The sequence below is a fragment of the Pseudomonas sp. B14(2022) genome, assembly GCF_012030485.1.
GTDB lineage: Bacteria > Pseudomonadota > Gammaproteobacteria > Pseudomonadales > Pseudomonadaceae > Aquipseudomonas.
Genome location: NZ_JAAUVM010000003.1, coordinates 253127 through 269039 on the forward strand (window position 1 = coordinate 253127; position 15913 = coordinate 269039).

16 protein-coding genes are annotated in these 15913 nt (G+C 60.6%); 6 read left to right on the top strand and 10 right to left on the bottom strand.

The window, feature by feature from the left end:
• Positions 1-8 precede the first annotated feature (8 nt).
• Both HCF10_RS06995 and HCF10_RS07000 read left to right on the top strand, forming a co-directional pair.
• Positions 9-1073 carry an imelysin family protein gene (locus HCF10_RS06995; protein WP_145338417.1) on the top strand — a complete coding sequence of 355 codons (1065 nt, stop codon included), beginning with the start codon at positions 9-11 and terminating at the stop codon, positions 1071-1073.
• A gap of 2 nt (positions 1074-1075) precedes the next feature.
• Positions 1076-2173: a DUF1513 domain-containing protein gene (locus tag HCF10_RS07000; protein WP_167655189.1), complete on the top strand. Its 1098-nt coding sequence runs from the start codon at positions 1076-1078 to the stop codon at positions 2171-2173.
• A 123-nt stretch (positions 2174-2296) separates the two neighbouring features.
• Here the strand turns inward: HCF10_RS07000 and HCF10_RS07005 are convergent, their stop codons facing one another.
• From HCF10_RS07005 to HCF10_RS07050, 10 genes are all read right to left on the bottom strand, one after another.
• Positions 2297-2524: a hypothetical protein gene (locus HCF10_RS07005; RefSeq protein WP_131697933.1), complete on the bottom strand. Its 228-nt coding sequence runs from the start codon at positions 2522-2524 to the stop codon at positions 2297-2299.
• Positions 2521-3240 (bottom strand): lipopolysaccharide kinase InaA family protein, encoded by a 720-nt coding sequence (locus HCF10_RS07010; protein ID WP_131697934.1) that lies wholly within the window; start codon positions 3238-3240, stop codon positions 2521-2523. The genes HCF10_RS07005 and HCF10_RS07010 overlap by 4 nt, the downstream gene beginning before the upstream one ends.
• Before the next feature lie 4 nt (positions 3241-3244).
• Positions 3245-3925 carry a class I SAM-dependent methyltransferase gene (locus tag HCF10_RS07015; RefSeq protein ID WP_167655121.1) on the bottom strand — a complete coding sequence of 227 codons (681 nt, stop codon included), beginning with the start codon at positions 3923-3925 and terminating at the stop codon, positions 3245-3247.
• A gap of 188 nt (positions 3926-4113) precedes the next feature.
• The gene (locus HCF10_RS07020) at positions 4114-5394 is read right to left on the bottom strand and encodes a sensor histidine kinase (protein ID WP_131697936.1); all 1281 of its coding nucleotides are present in this window, start codon (positions 5392-5394) and stop codon (positions 4114-4116) included.
• The gene (gene colR / locus HCF10_RS07025; RefSeq protein ID WP_027605482.1) at positions 5384-6067 is read right to left on the bottom strand and encodes a two-component system response regulator ColR; all 684 of its coding nucleotides are present in this window, start codon (positions 6065-6067) and stop codon (positions 5384-5386) included. The genes HCF10_RS07020 and colR overlap by 11 nt, the downstream gene beginning before the upstream one ends.
• A gap of 262 nt (positions 6068-6329) precedes the next feature.
• Complete coding sequence (gene groL / locus HCF10_RS07030) at positions 6330-7976, bottom strand: chaperonin GroEL (protein WP_131697937.1); 1647 nt, start codon at positions 7974-7976, stop codon at positions 6330-6332.
• A 50-nt stretch (positions 7977-8026) separates the two neighbouring features.
• Positions 8027-8323 carry a co-chaperone GroES gene (locus HCF10_RS07035; protein ID WP_003175874.1) on the bottom strand — a complete coding sequence of 99 codons (297 nt, stop codon included), beginning with the start codon at positions 8321-8323 and terminating at the stop codon, positions 8027-8029.
• Between the two features lie 246 nt (positions 8324-8569).
• The gene (locus tag HCF10_RS07040) at positions 8570-9046 is read right to left on the bottom strand and encodes an FxsA family protein (RefSeq protein WP_024077215.1); all 477 of its coding nucleotides are present in this window, start codon (positions 9044-9046) and stop codon (positions 8570-8572) included.
• A gap of 66 nt (positions 9047-9112) precedes the next feature.
• On the bottom strand, positions 9113-9844 hold the full coding sequence (locus HCF10_RS07045; protein WP_131697938.1) for a HugZ family pyridoxamine 5'-phosphate oxidase: 732 nt from the start codon (positions 9842-9844) through the stop codon (positions 9113-9115).
• Between the two features lie 95 nt (positions 9845-9939).
• Complete coding sequence (locus HCF10_RS07050) at positions 9940-10947, bottom strand: DUF481 domain-containing protein (protein WP_167655122.1); 1008 nt, start codon at positions 10945-10947, stop codon at positions 9940-9942.
• Positions 10948-11091: 144 nt separating this feature from the next.
• Between HCF10_RS07050 and HCF10_RS07055 the strand changes: the two genes are divergently transcribed.
• From HCF10_RS07055 to HCF10_RS07070, 4 genes are all read left to right on the top strand, one after another.
• Positions 11092-11454 (top strand): MGMT family protein, encoded by a 363-nt coding sequence (locus tag HCF10_RS07055; RefSeq protein ID WP_131697940.1) that lies wholly within the window; start codon positions 11092-11094, stop codon positions 11452-11454.
• 43 nt (positions 11455-11497) lie between these two features.
• Entirely contained in the window at positions 11498-13030 is a 1533-nt protein-coding gene (locus HCF10_RS07060; protein WP_131697941.1) for an AmpG family muropeptide MFS transporter, read from the top strand.
• Between the two features lie 183 nt (positions 13031-13213).
• Positions 13214-14929: a proline--tRNA ligase gene (locus HCF10_RS07065; protein WP_065925012.1), complete on the top strand. Its 1716-nt coding sequence runs from the start codon at positions 13214-13216 to the stop codon at positions 14927-14929.
• Positions 14930-14949: 20 nt separating this feature from the next.
• Entirely contained in the window at positions 14950-15903 is a 954-nt protein-coding gene (locus HCF10_RS07070; RefSeq protein ID WP_065925011.1) for a hypothetical protein, read from the top strand.
• Positions 15904-15913: the final 10 nt, after the last annotated feature.

The following is a 15913-nucleotide window of genomic DNA, read 5'->3' on the forward strand; positions in this document are numbered from 1 at the left end:
AGCTCGACATGTTCCGTCCCAAGTTGTTGTTCACCAGCCTGGCCGCCCTCGCCCTGGGTGCCTGCTCGCCACAAGACCCGCAAGCAGTGACCTCGGCGGCGATCGCCAAGCAGGTGATCCTGCCGACCTACAGCCGCTGGGTCGAAGCCGACCGCCAGTTGGCCGTCAGCGCCCTCGCCTACTGCCAGGGCAAGCAAAGCCTGGACACCGCCCGCGCCGACTTCCTCCACGCGCAAAAAGCCTGGGCCGAGTTGCAACCGCTGCTGATCGGCCCGCTGGCTGAGGGCAACCGCTCGTGGCAGGTGCAGTTCTGGCCGGACAAGAAGAACCTCGTGGGCCGCCAGGTCGAGCAACTGGTCGCCGCCCAGCCGCAGATCGACGGCGCCGCACTGGCAAAATCCAGCGTGGTGGTACAGGGCCTGTCGGCCTACGAATACATCCTCTACGACGCCAAGACCGACATCGCCGACGACGCGCAGAAAGCCCGCTACTGCCCGCTGCTGGTGGCTATCGGTGAGCGTCAGAAAGCCCTGGCCGAAGAGATCCTGGCCAGCTGGAACAGCACCGACGGCATGCTCGCGCAGATGAGCAAGTTTCCGAACCAGCGCTACGCTGATTCCCACGAAGCCATCGCCGATCTGCTGCGCGTACAAGTGACCGCACTGGACACCCTGAAGAAAAAACTCGGCACGCCCATGGGCCGCCAGACCAAGGGCATCCCGCAGCCGTTCCAGGCCGATGCATGGCGCAGCCAGTCATCCCTGCAAAGCCTGGAAGCCAGCCTCGCCGCCGCCCAGACCGTGTGGGTCGGCGTCGACAACAAGGGCCTGCGTGGTTTGCTGCCGGCGGATCAAAAGCCATTGGCCGACAAGATCGACGCGGCCTATGCCGCCTCGTTGAAACTGTTCGCCAGCAACCAGCGCACCCTCAACGAACTGTTGAACGATGACGCCGGGCGCCAGCAGCTCAACGACATTTACGACAGCCTCAACGTGGTCCACCGCCTGCACGAAGGCGAGCTGGCCAAAGCGCTGGGGATCCAACTGGGCTTCAATGCCAACGACGGTGACTGATGATGCTCAGGCGACAGGCTTTGGCGATCGGCAGCGTGCTGCTCAGCGCACTTACGTTGGGTGGCTGGACGCTGTTCAAAGGGAAGGACAAGCGCCCGCTGCTGCTGTCGGCGCGCGATGATGCAGACGGCAAGCACTACGCCGTGGGCTTTCACCTGGACGGCAAGCAGGTGTTTGCCACTCAGGTCGGCCAGCGCTGCCACGACATCATCAACCACCCGACGTTGCCGATTGCACTGTTTGTCGCCCGCCGCCCGGGCACCGAGAGCTATTTGATCGACCTGCGCGATGGCACCCTGCTGCAAACCATCACCTCGAACGCCAACCGCCACTTCTATGGCCATGCGGTCATCCACAAGAGCGGCGATTGGCTGTACGCCACCGAGAACGACACGTCCGACCCCGGCCGTGGCCTGCTCGGTGTGTATAAGTTCGAAGGCGAGCGCCTGGTACACAGCGGCGAGATCTCAACCCATGGCATCGGCCCGCACCAGGTGTCGTGGATGCCCGACGGCGAAACACTGGTGGTGGCCAACGGCGGCATTCGCACCGAAGCCGAAAGCCGCGTGGAGATGAACCTCAACGCCATGGAACCGAGCCTGGTGCTGATGCAGCGCGACGGCACCTTGATCAGCAAGGAAACCCTTGGCCAGCAGATGAACAGCGTGCGCCATATGGGCATCGCCAGCGATGGCACCGTCCTCACTGGCCAGCAGTTCATGGGGCCTTCCCAGGAGCGCTCCGAGTTGCTGGCAATCAAGCGTCCGGGGCAGCCGTTCGTGGCCTTCCCGGTGGCCGATGAGCAGTTGCAGGCCATGGGGCATTACACCGCCAGCGTCGCCGTACACAGCGAATTGCGCCTGGTGGCGTTGACCGCACCGCGTGGCAACCGCTTCTTTATCTGGGACATGGACACCGCCGAGCTGCGCCTGGATGGACCGTTGCCCGATTGCGCGGGCGTTGGCGCAGTGGCCGATGGTTTTGTCGTCACCTCGGGCCAGGGCCGTTGCCGCTACTACGATTGCCGCCAGAAACAGCTGGTCGCCAAACCGTTGGAATTACCGGCGGGGCTCTGGGATAACCACCTGCATCTGATCTGACCTGCGTAGACACCGTCTAATCCACCGCCGCACAAATCCGTAGCAGCCGCGCTGCGGGTAAGGTTTGAAAGGCAAAAAAAAGGGCCTCGCATCGCAAGGCCCTTTTCGGGGGTTTGAATCGTTTCAACTCTGCGGCCTCATCGCTTGAGACATACCAAACATGAACAGCAACAGCTCATGATCAGGCTTGGCCGCCACACTCGCCTTGGCGACGCGCGGCAACAGGCATTGCGTGCCGTCTTGCACCGCGCTGAGCACTTGTGTGCGAGGCTGCTCCCACGCCGCCAGGGCCAGCGCTGCAACGCCCATGGCCCCGACCAGGAACAAACCTCGTGCTATTTCTAGCTTCATTTGGTTAAACCCTTGATAGCGCTGCCAAACGCCGTCTCGTAAAAGTAGCTGAGTTTTTCCCAGTCGGTGCTGTTCCACGACGAATGGCGACGCAGCTGCAACATGTCATGGGAGGCTGCCCGATAAGCGGTCAAGCGCTGGCGGCATTTTTCGAAGTCCAGCAGCGCCACTTCCACTTGGGCCAAGTCACCCTCGCCCGTCACCCGCACGAAAATATGCTTGATGTACAGGCAACCGTGCTGCCAGCGCCCTTTATGCATGCGGGCCAGGGTGCCGGCCAACTCCTTGAGCAAGCGCTCGTGCACTCGCTCGCCGTACTGTTCGCGGCCACCGGCAGCGTACCAGTGTTCAATTTCTTCAAAGCCGTCGAGGGCGGCGGTTACCAGCAGTGCCTTCCAGCGGTGCTCGGGGTCACGACGCGCCTCACAAAAGACCATTTCGGGCACGCGTACATCCAACCGCCGCAGGCCCCTGAGGGCATCACGCTCGCGCAGCACGGTGGGGCGCCCAAACGGGTGCAGCCAACTGCGGTAGATATGGCCCGTCTGGCGCTTGCTGTAGAGCAACCGGCCATTGGCACTGAGTACGCGCTGTACACCACTTTCACCGCCACGCCGGAGATTGGGTTCTTCGACCCATTCGCCTTGCTGACGCCAGAAATAATCGAAGCGTTCTTCCGGAGCTACGTGACTGCCTGCTACGCACTCAACTGCCATCCTGTTACCTCTTGCGCAATACATATACCCGCCACATGGCGTACAGCGGTATGAAGTCCAGGGATTCCTGAACACGGAATCCGGCTTGCTCGAACTCTGCCTCAACAGTAGCAGCCGGTAACACAAATCTGTTTTGGTAACCTTCCTGCTCACCTTTCTTGCGACGATTTCCTTCGAGACGCTTGCGCTTCCAGGCTTTGAAATTGCCATCCACCCACAGCGAAATGATCACGCTGTCACGGGTAACCCGCTGAAACTCCCGCAGAATCGCCTGCCGGTGCGCCGGATCACCAATGTGGTGCAGCAGGCGCATACAGAAAATGCTGTCGACCGAGTTATCCGGCAAATCGATATCGAAGGCAGATGTCTGCAAGGGCCGTACCCGTTTCACCACATCCGCGGGTTGGGCGACCGTCGCGACCTTCAACATGGAGGCCGAATTATCGGCGCCGATGATCACGCGGTTGGGCTTTTCCGCCAGCAACGGCCAGAAACGCCCGGCGCCGCACGGCAGGTCCAGCACCAGGCCAGGCTCGCCGGCCATCGCCAACGCGCCACGGGCCAATTGCTCGTCGCGTTTGTGGGACAACCGGCGCGCCAGATTGTCCTGATGCTTGAGCAAATATTCGTTGGCGTGCTGGTCGTCGTACTTTTCGGAAAATTCGAGTTTGATCGGGGTAGGCATCAACGGATCTCCAGTTGCTGATGCCTACAACCTTAAGCAGCGACCTGTGATCAACAGGTCAACCCATTGTGAAAAACTTGTCCTGTCCAATCTCATATATTTCAAGACTTTACAGATACAGGCAATATCATGGGGCCATCTTCGCCGATTTACGGGGATCTCTGGCAGGATAGCGGCAGGGGGAACGGTCAGGCGTTGACCTGACTCAACTGGACATGAAAGCGACAGCCATGGGGCTCCATGGTGCTGAGGGTAACGCTCCAGCCCTGGTTCTCGCAGATGCGCTGGACCAGCGACAACCCCAACCCCAGGCCCTCACCGCGTTTCTCACTGCCGCGTACGAACGGCTCGAACATCGCTTCGCGCTTGTCTTCGGGAATGCCGACGCCGCTGTCTTCCACCACAAAACCGGTCGGTTCCAGGGTAAGCCGGATAAAGCCGCGTTCGGTGTAATGCAGGGCATTGCGCAACAGGTTGCCCATCACGGCATGCAGGAAGGTCGCGTTGTAGCGCGTATCCAGAGGGTTGCCCGGCTGGTAGATCAACTCCAGGCCCTTGTGCTCGATAGGCTCGCGCCAGATGCCGAGCAGATCATCAGCCACCTGGGACAGATTGACCTTGGGCGACATGCTCCCGTCATCATGCTGAGCCCGGGCCAGCATCAGGAAGGTTTGCACCAGTTCGCGCATTTCTTCGCAGGCACGGGCGATTCGCTCGACCTGGTTACGCCCACGCTGATCGATGGCCGGGTTTTCCAACAGCAGTTCGCAGGAACTGGCCAGCACCATCAACGGTGTGCGCAGTTCGTGGCTGACATCGCTGGTAAACAGCTGCTCGCGGGACAACGCCTGGCGCAGGCGCCCCAGCGTGGCGTCGAAGGCCACGGCCAACTCCCCCACTTCGTCGGCGGCGTAGTCCGGTGCCAGGGGCGGCGCCAGGCCCAGCAACTGGTCGCGGTGCCGCACCTGGCGGGCCAGGCGCACCACCGGCGCCATCACCTTACGGGCCAGCACCCAGCCGAGGAACACCGCCAGCGCCAAGCTGAGCACGAAGCCCACCAGCACCACGGCAAACAGCACGCGCTCGCGCTCTTCGAAATCGCTTTGATCCTGCAGCAGCACATAGCGCCGACCGTCGACCACTTCTACCATCGCGTGGTACGACAGCGCCTCGCGAAACACCTCATGAAACCCTGGTTCCAGATGCCGCAGGTCCTTGGGCAATTCAAAATCGCCGGGGCCACCGCTGAAGTAAAACAGCTGGTCGGGCTCGGGCCGGTGCCGCCAGTCCTCGACGGTGTCCATCAGCAGCAGGCGCTGCAAGTCACCGCCCAAGCCTGCCGAGATCAACTTCTCTTCCACCAGGTGCACGGTGGCGACGATGCCCATGGCGAAGGCCCCCGCCACCAACGCACTCATCAAGGCAAAGGCGATGATGATCCGCTGGGCAAGGCTTTGCTTAAACTCCATCACGGCCCTCGGCCAAGCGGTAACCCACCCCATGCACCGTTTGCAGCAACGGTTTGGCGAACGGCTTATCGATCACTTGACGCAACTGGTGGACGTGGCTGCGCAGACTGTCGCTGTCCGGGCAGTCATCGCCCCACAGGGCCTCTTCAAGCACTTCCCGACGCAGTACGTGGGGACTTTTCTGCATCAATACGGCGAGCAGCTTGAGGCCGACCGGGTTGAGTTTGAGCAGGCGCCCTTCGCGGGTCACTTCCAGGGTATCAAGGTCGTAATTCAGATCGGCCACTTGCAGGGCGCGACGACCGCCACCTTGGGCACGGCGCAGCACGGCTTCGATGCGCGCGGCCAATTCCGACAGGGCAAACGGTTTGAGCAAATAATCATCGGCGCCGGACTTGAAGCCCTGCAGCCGGTCATCCAACTGGTCGCGGGCGGTGAGCATGATCACCGGCGTGTCGCGGCGGGCGTCTTCACGCAGGCGTTTGCACAAGGTGTAGCCATCGATGCCAGGCAACATGATGTCGAGCACGATCAAGTCGTAATGCTCGGTCGCGGCCAAATGCAGGCCCGACAAACCGTCCTGCGCACAGTCCACGGTGTAGCCTTTTAGCCCCAGGTAGTCGGCCAGGTTGGCCAGAATATCGCGGTTGTCTTCAACCAATAGAATTCGCATGGGCAGTGTCTCCGTACGCGGTAACGGCCGTGTTGGCTCGCGCAGCTTAAGGCCAACGCTGACTCACGACTAGGGTACCTGAGCGAGTCTATAAGCTTTTTTAACCAACAGGCGCAGTTCACAAGTTTTTCACTATCGCTTCACCCCGTCGGTACATCGGGCGTGCCAAGCTCATGGCCTTCACGCCGATCAAAAGCCTGGCGTAAAAAAACCCGCCTGCATCACTGCAGGCGGGTTTTTTCAGTCGCAGGGTAAGGCTGGCTTACATCATGCCGCCCATGCCACCCATGCCGCCCATGTCTGGCATACCGCCGCCAGCCGAGCCTTCTTTCTTCGGTGCATCAGCGATCGCAGCTTCGGTGGTCAGGATCAGGCCGCCGATGGAGGATGCTGCTTGCAGCGCGGAACGAGTCACCTTGGTAGGGTCCAGGATGCCCATTTCGATCATGTCGCCGTAGACGCCAGTCGCAGCGTTGTAACCGTAGTTACCTTTGCCGTTCTTGACTTCGTTGACCACAACACTTGGCTCATCGCCGGAGTTGGCAGCGATCTGGCGCAGCGGTGCTTCAACAGCACGACGCAGCACAGCGATACCGACGTTCTGGTCAGCGTTGTCGCCGGTCAGGTTAGTCAGCGCTTCCAGAGCACGGATCAGCGCAACGCCACCGCCAGGTACCACGCCTTCTTCGACGGCTGCGCGGGTTGCGTGCAGGGCGTCTTCAACGCGGGCTTTCTTCTCTTTCATTTCAACTTCGGAACCAGCGCCAACCTTGATCACTGCAACGCCGCCGGATAGTTTGGCCAGACGCTCTTGCAGTTTTTCACGGTCGTAGTCCGAGGAAGTCTCGGCAACCTGCGCACGGATCTGAGTGATGCGCGATTGGATGTCGCCGTCAACGCCAGCACCGTCAACGATGATGGTGTTTTCCTTGGAGATGGTCACGCGCTTGGCGCTACCCAGGTTTTCCAGGGTGGCGCTTTCCAGGCTCAGGCCGATCTCTTCGGAGATAACGGTACCGCCGGTCAGGACGGCGATGTCCTGCAGCATGGCCTTGCGACGGTCGCCGAAGCCTGGAGCCTTGACGGCTGCGACTTTAACGATGCCACGCATGTTGTTCACAACCAGAGTCGCCAGGGCTTCGCCTTCAACATCTTCGGAAACGATCAGCAGTGGGCGGCCGGCTTTGGCAACGGCTTCCAGCACTGGCAGCATTTCGCGGATGTTGGAGATTTTCTTGTCGACCAGCAGGATCAGCGGGCTGTCCAGCTCGGCAACCATGGTTTCCGGCTTGTTGACGAAGTACGGGGACAGGTAACCACGGTCGAACTGCATGCCTTCAACAACCGACAGTTCGTTTTCCAGGCCAGTGCCTTCTTCAACGGTGATCACGCCTTCTTTACCGACTTTTTCCATGGCTTCGGCAATGATGTCGCCGATGGAGCTGTCGGAGTTGGCGGAGATGGTGCCTACCTGGGCGATAGCCTTGGTGTCGGCGCAAGGCTTGGACAGGTTTTTCAGCTCAGCGACGATGGCGATGGTCGCCTTGTCGATGCCGCGCTTGAGGTCCATCGGGTTCATGCCGGCAGCAACGGCCTTGTAGCCTTCGTTGACGATGGCCTGAGCCAGAACGGTAGCCGTGGTGGTGCCGTCGCCTGCGTCATCGTTGGCACGGGAGGCAACGTCTTTGACCAGCTGCGCGCCCATGTTTTCGAAACGGTCTTCCAGTTCGATTTCTTTGGCGACGGAAACGCCGTCCTTGGTGATGGTCGGAGCGCCGAAGCTCTTCTCGATGATCACGTTACGGCCTTTCGGGCCCAGGGTCGCTTTTACTGCGTCAGCCAGGATGTTGACACCGGTGAGCATTTTCTTACGGGCGGAATCGCCGAATTTAACTTCTTTAGCAGCCATGATCGATATTCCTTAAATACTTTGTAGTAACGGGAAAATGAGCGGGGAAATCAGTCTTCCAGAACAGCGAGAATCTCGTTCTCAGCCATAACCAGCAGGTCTTCGCCGTCGACTTTCACAGTGTTGCTGCCGGAGTAAGGGCCAAATACAACCTTGTCACCGACTTTAACGGCCAGCGCACGTACGTCACCGTTTTCCAGAGTCTTGCCTGGGCCTGCAGCGACGATCACACCGTGGTTGGCTTTTTCAGCAGCCGAACCTGGCAGAACGATACCGCCAGCGGTTTTCTTTTCTTCTTCGCTGCGACGGATTACGACGCGGTCGTGCAGAGGACGAAGCTTGCTCATTGTCGATCTCTCCTAATTGTGTTTTTCATCGGCCGGTATCGATACCGGCGGGTTGTATTCCGGCAGTGCCGGTCGCGGTTCGCTGGGCGAAACACGGAAGTCTGTCCGGTGTCGCCACCAGAAACCTTGCGGTGACCGTTACATAAGGGCGCATAAGCTTATTACAAGGGGCCGGCGATGATTTTTTTGCGTCTGCCAGCCTATAAAAGCAACACGGCACCCGAAGGTGCCGTGCCAGTGAAGCGGTTATTTGCTGTCGCGATGCTCGAACTCGCCTTCGATCACATCGCCTTCTCGCCCCAACGGTTGGCGCGGAGCCGGGCCGCCACGGGGTTGCAGGTCGTCGGCGAACGCACGTTGGCGAATCGCGGCCTCTTCGGCGCGCTGGCGCATCTTGCCCGCCAGCAATTTACGGGTGAACGGCAGCAGCATGACCAGGCCCACTACATCGCTGATAAAGCCCGGCAGGATCAACAGGCCGCCCGCCAACGCCATCATCAGGCCTTCGAGCATGGTCTGGGCCGGCAGTTCGCCGCGGTTCAAGCTCTCACGGGCACGCAGCGCCGTGGCGAGGCCGGCGACGCGCAGCACCAGGACGCCGAGCATCGAGCCGAGAATGATCAGCAACAGGGCCGGGAAGAACCCGATCGCACCGCTGACTTGAACGAATACGAACAGCTCCAACACCGGGAACAGCAGAAAGAGCAATAAAAAAGGGCGCATCAAATGGTTCCTCAACGCAAGAATGCCTTGCCAGTCCACCTTAGATGACGTCGCCGTTTCGTGAATTCAAGCTTCAGCAGCGGCTTTTTTCGGCCAGACCTCGGCGTGGGCCAATGAAACCAAGGCTTCGCGTACTTGTGTCGGCGTGTTGCAAGACTCGGCAAATGGCAGCCAATGCAGAGCTTGGCCGATACGCAGGTGCATGCCTTCGCTGTCGATGCCGGCCAATTGCGCAGGCTCGAACGTCGGCAAGCCGGCCAACTCGACGTAGTGGGCAATGGCCTTGGTGTGGTCGCTGTTCATGTGCTCGATCATGCTGCGCTCGGCCTTGCCCGCGAAGGGGTTGGCCAGGGTCAACTGGTCGATCCAGTGAATCGCGCCAAACCCGCCGATATAACGGTGGCGTACCGGCTTGAGCATCCAGAAATCGAAATCGTGGGCTTTGTGGTAGTTGGCCGAATCGGGGAAGTAGCGGTAATAGCGCTCGGCGGCCGCCTCGATGGCGGCCCCCTCCTCGAGTTTCTCGGCTTCGGCCAGGTAGGTCAGGCGCCCCACGGCCTGCACATCATCCGCTTCGCGCTCGCCGACCAGCAGCGAACACTTGGGATCTTTTTGCAGGTTATGGGTGTGCTGGGCGATGCGGCTGATCAGGATCAACGGGCGACCCTGATCGTCCAGGCAATAAGGGACAACCGATCCAAACGGAAAGCCGGGCATGGCTTTGGACAATGTGGAGAGAGCCCCACGGTACTCCTTGAGCAACAGCTCTCGGGCGTTCTTGGCAACCTGCGTGCTCAACGTATGACTCCTCGGGTATTCAGCCGCCCATAGCGTATGGGAATGGATCTCAACACAAGGTAATCAATCTACGCGCCGGTTGCCAGGGGCTCGATTTACCAGGCGACGCCGAAGCCTGCGGTATAGCGGGTCTTGCTCAGGCTGCTTTCCGAATCGCCGCTGATCACGTCGCGCTCGGCCTTAAGGTTGAGCGACGCCCACTCGGTGACTTTGTAGCGCAGGCCCATTTCCGCATCCAGGGAGTACTCCGCCGGGCCGTCGATAGGCTTGCCCACCTCGCCATTGGTGAAGAACTCAACGGTCTTGCCCACCAGGTAGCGGTTGTAGTTCCACTTCATGGCGAGGGAATAGAAGTTGTCCTTACCACCTTCGGCGTATTCGTAATCGGTGCGGTTGACCAACGAACCGAGGGAGAATGCACCCAGTTCGTCGTCCCAGAACTGGTAGCCCGGGCCGGTACCGACGGTACGTTGGCGCGCCAGGTCTTCAACCTTGTCGCGCTTGTAGGTCAGACGACCCTGCCAGAACCAGTGCTCGGTGATGAAGCGGTCCAGGTCATACTCCAGGGCCCAGTTGTCGGTGGTGGTGACGTCGTCCTGGAACTCGCGGTTGTATTCACCCTGCCCGGTATGGCGCCATTGGCCATGACGCGCGGTGGTCTTGAAGTCGATGTCGTAGTCGTTGGTGTCTGTTTCGGCGCGCTTGTAGTCCAGCGCCATGTCGACATTGCCCTTCCACACCAGGTCTTCGATCACCGGCTTGGGCTTGATGATCTGCTGGATACTTGCCAGCTCGACGGTCTTGGGCGCCTCACCATTGGCCAGCACCACCTTGCCATCGTCCGCCGCCTGCAGGGACTTGGCTTTCTCGCCGGTGTAGGCGTCCTGCTTGACCAGCAGTTCCTGGTCGCTCTCCAGGGTTTTCACCTGCTTCCAGTCCACCGGAATGGCGCCGGCGTAGTCGGTCTGGATCAGTAGCTTGCCACCGTCGAAGACCTTGATCTTGCCGGTCAGGCGGTCACCGTTTTTTAACCAGACGGTATCGGCCAGCAGGGGCGTGGAGGCACTGAAGACAGCAAGGCACAGCAGGGTTCTGGACAACATAAGCGGATGGGGAGCTCAAGGTTGGCGAAAAGGGGCGATTATCGTGTTAGATAGCTAGGACTGACTCAAGGATTTGTGTTGAGTTCAATTCTCAACAGCATACTTACAGACGTTTCTTACAAAAGACCGACGATCCCAACGGATATGCCCACAGTGAATCAGCCTGCCGATGCTCCACAAAACCCCGCCGAGATGCGCCGCACTGCGCTGTACCTGACACTGGCGCAAGTCCCGCCAGGGTGCGTCGTGAGCTACGGCGAGCTGGCGCAACTGGCCGGGCTGGGACGCGCGGCACGCTGGGTCGGGCGCACCTTGAGCCAACTTCCCGAGGGCACCACATTGCCCTGGCACCGCGTGCTGGGTGCCGGTGGTCGGATAAGCCTGCCGGTGGGCAGCGTCTCAGGGGACGAGCAGCGGGCGCGCTTGCGCGATGAGGGCGTCACGGTGCGCAACAATCGCGTGGATATTCAGCGCCATGGCTGGCGCCCGGTAGAGCACAGCGGTTAGAGTGCGCGCTTTGTTTCCGTGAATCTGAGGCAGACTCCAGCCCATGCCCCGTAAAACCTGGCGCGCCGCGCTCGCCGCCTATGCCAGCCCCTCGACGTTAGTGCTGTTGTTGCTCGGCTTTGCCGCCGGCTTGCCTTACATGTTGGTGTTCTCGACGCTTTCGGTGTGGCTGCGTGAGGCCGGTGTGGCCCGCGAGACCATCGGCTATGCGAGCCTGATCGGTTTGGCGTATGCCTTCAAATGGGTCTGGTCGCCGCTGCTCGACCAATGGCGCCTGCCACTGCTCGGTAAACTCGGACGTCGTCGCTCCTGGCTTGTGCTTGCACAGTCGCTGGTGATCCTCGGATTGATCGGCATGGGCTTCTGCGACCCGCAGAAACACCTGTCCTGGCTGATCGCCATTGCCGTCGTGGTTGCTTTCGCTTCCGCCACCCAGGACATCGCAGTCGACGCCTATCGCCTGGAAATCGCCGACGACAGCCGCCAGGCTGCCCTGGCCGCCAGCTATATGTCCGGCTACCGCATCGCCGCCCTGCTGGCCACGGCCGGTGCGCTGTTCTTTGCCGAAGGCTTCGGCTCCACTGGCTTCAACTATAAGCACTCGGCCTGGACCGGCACCTATGTGCTGTTCGGCGTGCTGATGATCCCGGCGCTGCTGACCACCCTGTTCATGCGCGAACCGAATGTGCCGCTGCGCACCCAGTTGCAGGCCGGACGCTACAGCTTCGTGCATCAGCTGGTGTCGGTGTTCGTACTGATCGTCCTGCTGGTGTCCGTACCGGCGATGTTCACCCAACTGTTCAACACCGACTTCGCCAGCGTGCTGTTTCAGGGTGTCAGCCTGTGGGACTTGCTGATGGACGACCGCGCTTTCCTGCGTGCCATTCTCTATATCATCCTCACCGCGTTATGCCTTTCGGCCATGGGTCGGCGGGGCCTGGCGCCGGTACTCACGCCGGTCAACGACTTTATCCTGCGCTACCGCTGGCAGGCATTGCTGCTGCTGGGGCTGATCGCCACCTATCGCATGTCCGACACAGTGATGGGCGTGATGGCCAACGTGTTCTACATCGACCAGGGCTTTACCAAGGACCAGATCGCGGGGGTCAGCAAGATCTTCGGCCTGATCATGACCCTGCTCGGCGCCGGCATGGGCGGCCTGCTGATCGTGCGCTTCGGCATCCTGCCGATCCTGTTTATCGGCGGCGTGACCTCGGCGGGGACCAACCTGCTGTTCGTGATGCTTGCCGACATGGGCCCCGACCTGCAGATGCTGATCTTTACCATCTCCCTGGATAACTTCAGCTCGGGCCTGGCCACGTCGGCATTCGTGGCGTACCTGTCGAGCCTGACCAACCTCAAGTTTTCCGCCACCCAATATGCGCTGCTCAGCTCGATCATGCTGTTGCTGCCTCGCCTGATCGGCGGGTATTCGGGGGTGATGGTGGAGAAATTCGGGTATCACAATTTCTTCCTGATCACCTGCATGCTGGGTGTGCCGACACTGTTGCTGATTGCGCTGCACTGGTATCAGGAGAATCGGCGGATTCGGTTGAATCCACCCGCCGAAGACTGACAATGCGGGAGGGGGCTTGCCCCCGATAGCGGTGGGTCAGTGACACATAAGCGCCTGACACCCTGCTATCGGGGGCAAGCCCCCTCCCACATCCCCCTCTGCATTCTGATGCCTGTACTCCAGCAGTTTGCGCCCGTACAATCCCAAGTCATTTCAAGTCCAAGCAACCGACAACGGCCTACCATGCGTACCAGTCAATATTTGCTCGCCACACAGAAAGAAACGCCTTCCGACGCGGTCGTGATCAGCCATCAGCTGATGCTGCGCGCCGGCATGATCCGCAAACTGGCCTCCGGCCTGTACACCTGGCTGCCCATGGGCTTGAAGGTGATGCGCAAGGTCGAAGCCATCGTTCGTGAAGAAATGAACGCCGCCGGCTCTCTGGAAGTGTTGATGCCGAGCACCCAACCGGCCGAGCTGTGGCAGGAATCCGGGCGCTGGGAAGAGTACGGCCCTGAGTTGCTGCGCTTCAAGGACCGTCATGGCCGCGACTTCTGCGCCGGCCCGACCCACGAAGAAGTGATCACCGACCTGATGCGCAACGAGTTGAGCAGCTATAAACAGCTGCCCCTCAACCTGTACCAGATCCAGACCAAATTCCGCGATGAAATCCGTCCACGCTTCGGTTTGATGCGCGGCCGCGAATTCATCATGAAGGATGCCTATTCGTTCCACGCCGACCAGGCATCGCTGCAGGCCACCTACGACCGCATGCACCAGGCCTACTGCAACGTGTTCACACGCCTGGGCCTGAAGTTCCGGGCGGTTGAAGCGGACAATGGCTCCATCGGCGGTGCCGGCTCCCACGAATTCCACGTGCTGGCCGAGTCCGGCGAAGACGATATCGCGTTCAGCAACGGTTCCGACTACGCGGCGAACATCGAGAAAGCCGAAGCCGTGCCACGGGAAACGTCCCGTCCAGCCCCGGCTGAAGAACTGCGCCTGGTGGATACGCCAGAGACCAAGACCATCGCGGCCCTGGTGGAGAAATTCAATCTGCCGATTGAAAAGACCATCAAGACCCTGATCGTCCACGCCGAAGAAGAAGGCAAGCTGATCGCCCTGGTGATCCGTGGCGACCACGAACTCAACGAAATCAAGGCCGCCCAGCAACCTGGCGTGGCCAGCCCGCTGGTCATGGCCAGCGATGCCGAACTGCGCGACGCCATTGGCGCCGGTGCCGGCTCCCTCGGCCCGCTGAACCTGCCGCTGCCGATCATCATCGACCGCTCAGTCGAGCTGATGAGCGACTTCGGTATCGGCGCGAACATCGACGACAAGCACTACTTCGGCGTGAACTGGGAGCGTGACCTGCCGGTTCCGACCGTGGCCGACCTGCGCAACGTGGTGGCCGGCGACCCAAGCCCGGACGGCAAGGGCACCCTGGAAATCAAGCGCGGCATCGAAGTCGGGCACATCTTCCAGCTGGGCAACAAGTACAGCAAGGCGATGAAGTGCGAAGTGCTGGGCGAGAACGGCAAGCCGATCACCCTCGACATGGGCTGCTACGGCATTGGCGTTTCCCGCGTGGTTGCCGCTGCCATCGAGCAGAACAACGACGAGAAAGGCATTATCTGGAGTGACGCCCTGGCGCCTTTCCAGGTTGCCCTGGTACCGCTGCGTTACGAAACCGAGCAAGTACGCGAAGCCACCGACAAGCTGTATGCCGAACTGACGGCCGCTGGTTTTGAAGTGCTGCTGGATGACCGGGACAAGAAAACCAGCCCGGGCATCAAGTTCGCCGACATGGAGCTGATTGGCATCCCGCACCGGATCGTGGTCAGTGACCGCGGCCTGGCCGATGGCAATCTGGAATACAAGAGCCGGACCGAAGCCGAAGCCCAACCGCTGCCGGTGGCTGACGTGCTGTCTTTCCTCCAGGCGCGTATTCGTCGCTGAAAACCAGATCAAGAGAAGTCATGTTCAAGCGAAACACCAGAGCCCTGGGGGGCGCCGCCTTGTGCGGCGCCCTGCTGGTCAGCGGCTGCGCCAATCAGATGTCGCAACGCAGTGAGCACGAGGAGCGGGTCGAGCGTAAGTTGCTCGACCACAGCCTGCAGATCGATGTAGGCGAACCCAAAGTGTTGGAACTTCCGCAACGCCGGGTTCGTATTCACGAGCAAAAGACCTTTGAGGTCACCGAATTCGAAGTCACCCGTCGTTACGACCGCTACACGCCCTACCAGCCCTGGCGCAAACTCTATGAGATGCCCTTGGGTGCAGTGGCTTTGGTCGCGGGCGCGGGCGCCAACGTGGCGAACATCTTCGCCCTCGGCAACCTGCCGACCAGCATGACCCACGACTGGCTGACCTACGGCGTGGACGGCCTCAACCCGTTCATGAACGTGCAGTCCCATGGCCGCGCGCAACAGAACCTGGCCGGTATCGATGAGGTCCAGCGTGACAAGCGCGTGGAGTATTCGAGCCTGCCCTGGAGCGAACGCCCGGTCCAGGTCACCGCCGGCAAACAGACCCATGAGCTGACCACCGACCGCAACGGCGTCCTGCGCCTGAACCTGTTGGACAGCCCGTTTGCCGAGCAGGACCTGAACCGCGTCACGACCTTGAAGATCAGCGTGGAAGATGGCCAGGACGACGTGCACTCGGACTCGACCCTGGCAATCAGCAGCACCCTGCGCGGCAAATTGCTGGAAGCCCACGGACTGATCTACGACGATCTCGAAGACGATGAAGTCAGCCAGTGGGTGCACCGGGTCAAGCGTCTGTCGGAGCTGGGCCTGGAAGAAGAAGCCAGTGAGCTGGAACAAAGCCTGATCGAATTGACCCGCAATGATCCCGAGTTGCAGCAGGAATTCCTGCAAGCGTTGACTAAGGATGCGGGGCGGTTAGTCGCAGATCCCGGAGCACGCTGAGACTTCGAAA

Excerpts from the sequence above, each read along its gene's own strand:
- HCF10_RS07050 (WP_167655122.1), bottom strand. The coding sequence starts at position 10,947 with ATGTTGTCCAGAACCCTGCTGTGCCTTGCTGTCTTCAGTGCCTCCACG.
- HCF10_RS07070 (WP_065925011.1), top strand. The coding sequence starts at position 14,950 with ATGTTCAAGCGAAACACCAGAGCCCTGGGGGGCGCCGCCTTGTGCGGC.
- HCF10_RS07005 (WP_131697933.1), bottom strand. The coding sequence starts at position 2,524 with ATGAAGCTAGAAATAGCACGAGGTTTGTTCCTGGTCGGGGCCATGGGC.
- HCF10_RS07055 (WP_131697940.1), top strand. The coding sequence starts at position 11,092 with ATGCCCACAGTGAATCAGCCTGCCGATGCTCCACAAAACCCCGCCGAG.
- colR (WP_027605482.1), bottom strand. The coding sequence starts at position 6,067 with ATGCGAATTCTATTGGTTGAAGACAACCGCGATATTCTGGCCAACCTG.
- HCF10_RS07000 (WP_167655189.1), top strand. The coding sequence starts at position 1,076 with ATGCTCAGGCGACAGGCTTTGGCGATCGGCAGCGTGCTGCTCAGCGCA.
- HCF10_RS07015 (WP_167655121.1), bottom strand. The coding sequence starts at position 3,925 with ATGCCTACCCCGATCAAACTCGAATTTTCCGAAAAGTACGACGACCAG.
- HCF10_RS07060 (WP_131697941.1), top strand. The coding sequence starts at position 11,498 with ATGCCCCGTAAAACCTGGCGCGCCGCGCTCGCCGCCTATGCCAGCCCC.
- HCF10_RS07020 (WP_131697936.1), bottom strand. The coding sequence starts at position 5,394 with ATGGAGTTTAAGCAAAGCCTTGCCCAGCGGATCATCATCGCCTTTGCC.
- HCF10_RS07040 (WP_024077215.1), bottom strand. The coding sequence starts at position 9,046 with ATGCGCCCTTTTTTATTGCTCTTTCTGCTGTTCCCGGTGTTGGAGCTG.
- HCF10_RS07035 (WP_003175874.1), bottom strand. The coding sequence starts at position 8,323 with ATGAGCAAGCTTCGTCCTCTGCACGACCGCGTCGTAATCCGTCGCAGC.
- HCF10_RS07065 (WP_065925012.1), top strand. The coding sequence starts at position 13,214 with ATGCGTACCAGTCAATATTTGCTCGCCACACAGAAAGAAACGCCTTCC.
- HCF10_RS07010 (WP_131697934.1), bottom strand. The coding sequence starts at position 3,240 with ATGGCAGTTGAGTGCGTAGCAGGCAGTCACGTAGCTCCGGAAGAACGC.
- HCF10_RS06995 (WP_145338417.1), top strand. The coding sequence starts at position 9 with ATGTTCCGTCCCAAGTTGTTGTTCACCAGCCTGGCCGCCCTCGCCCTG.
- groL (WP_131697937.1), bottom strand. The coding sequence starts at position 7,976 with ATGGCTGCTAAAGAAGTTAAATTCGGCGATTCCGCCCGTAAGAAAATG.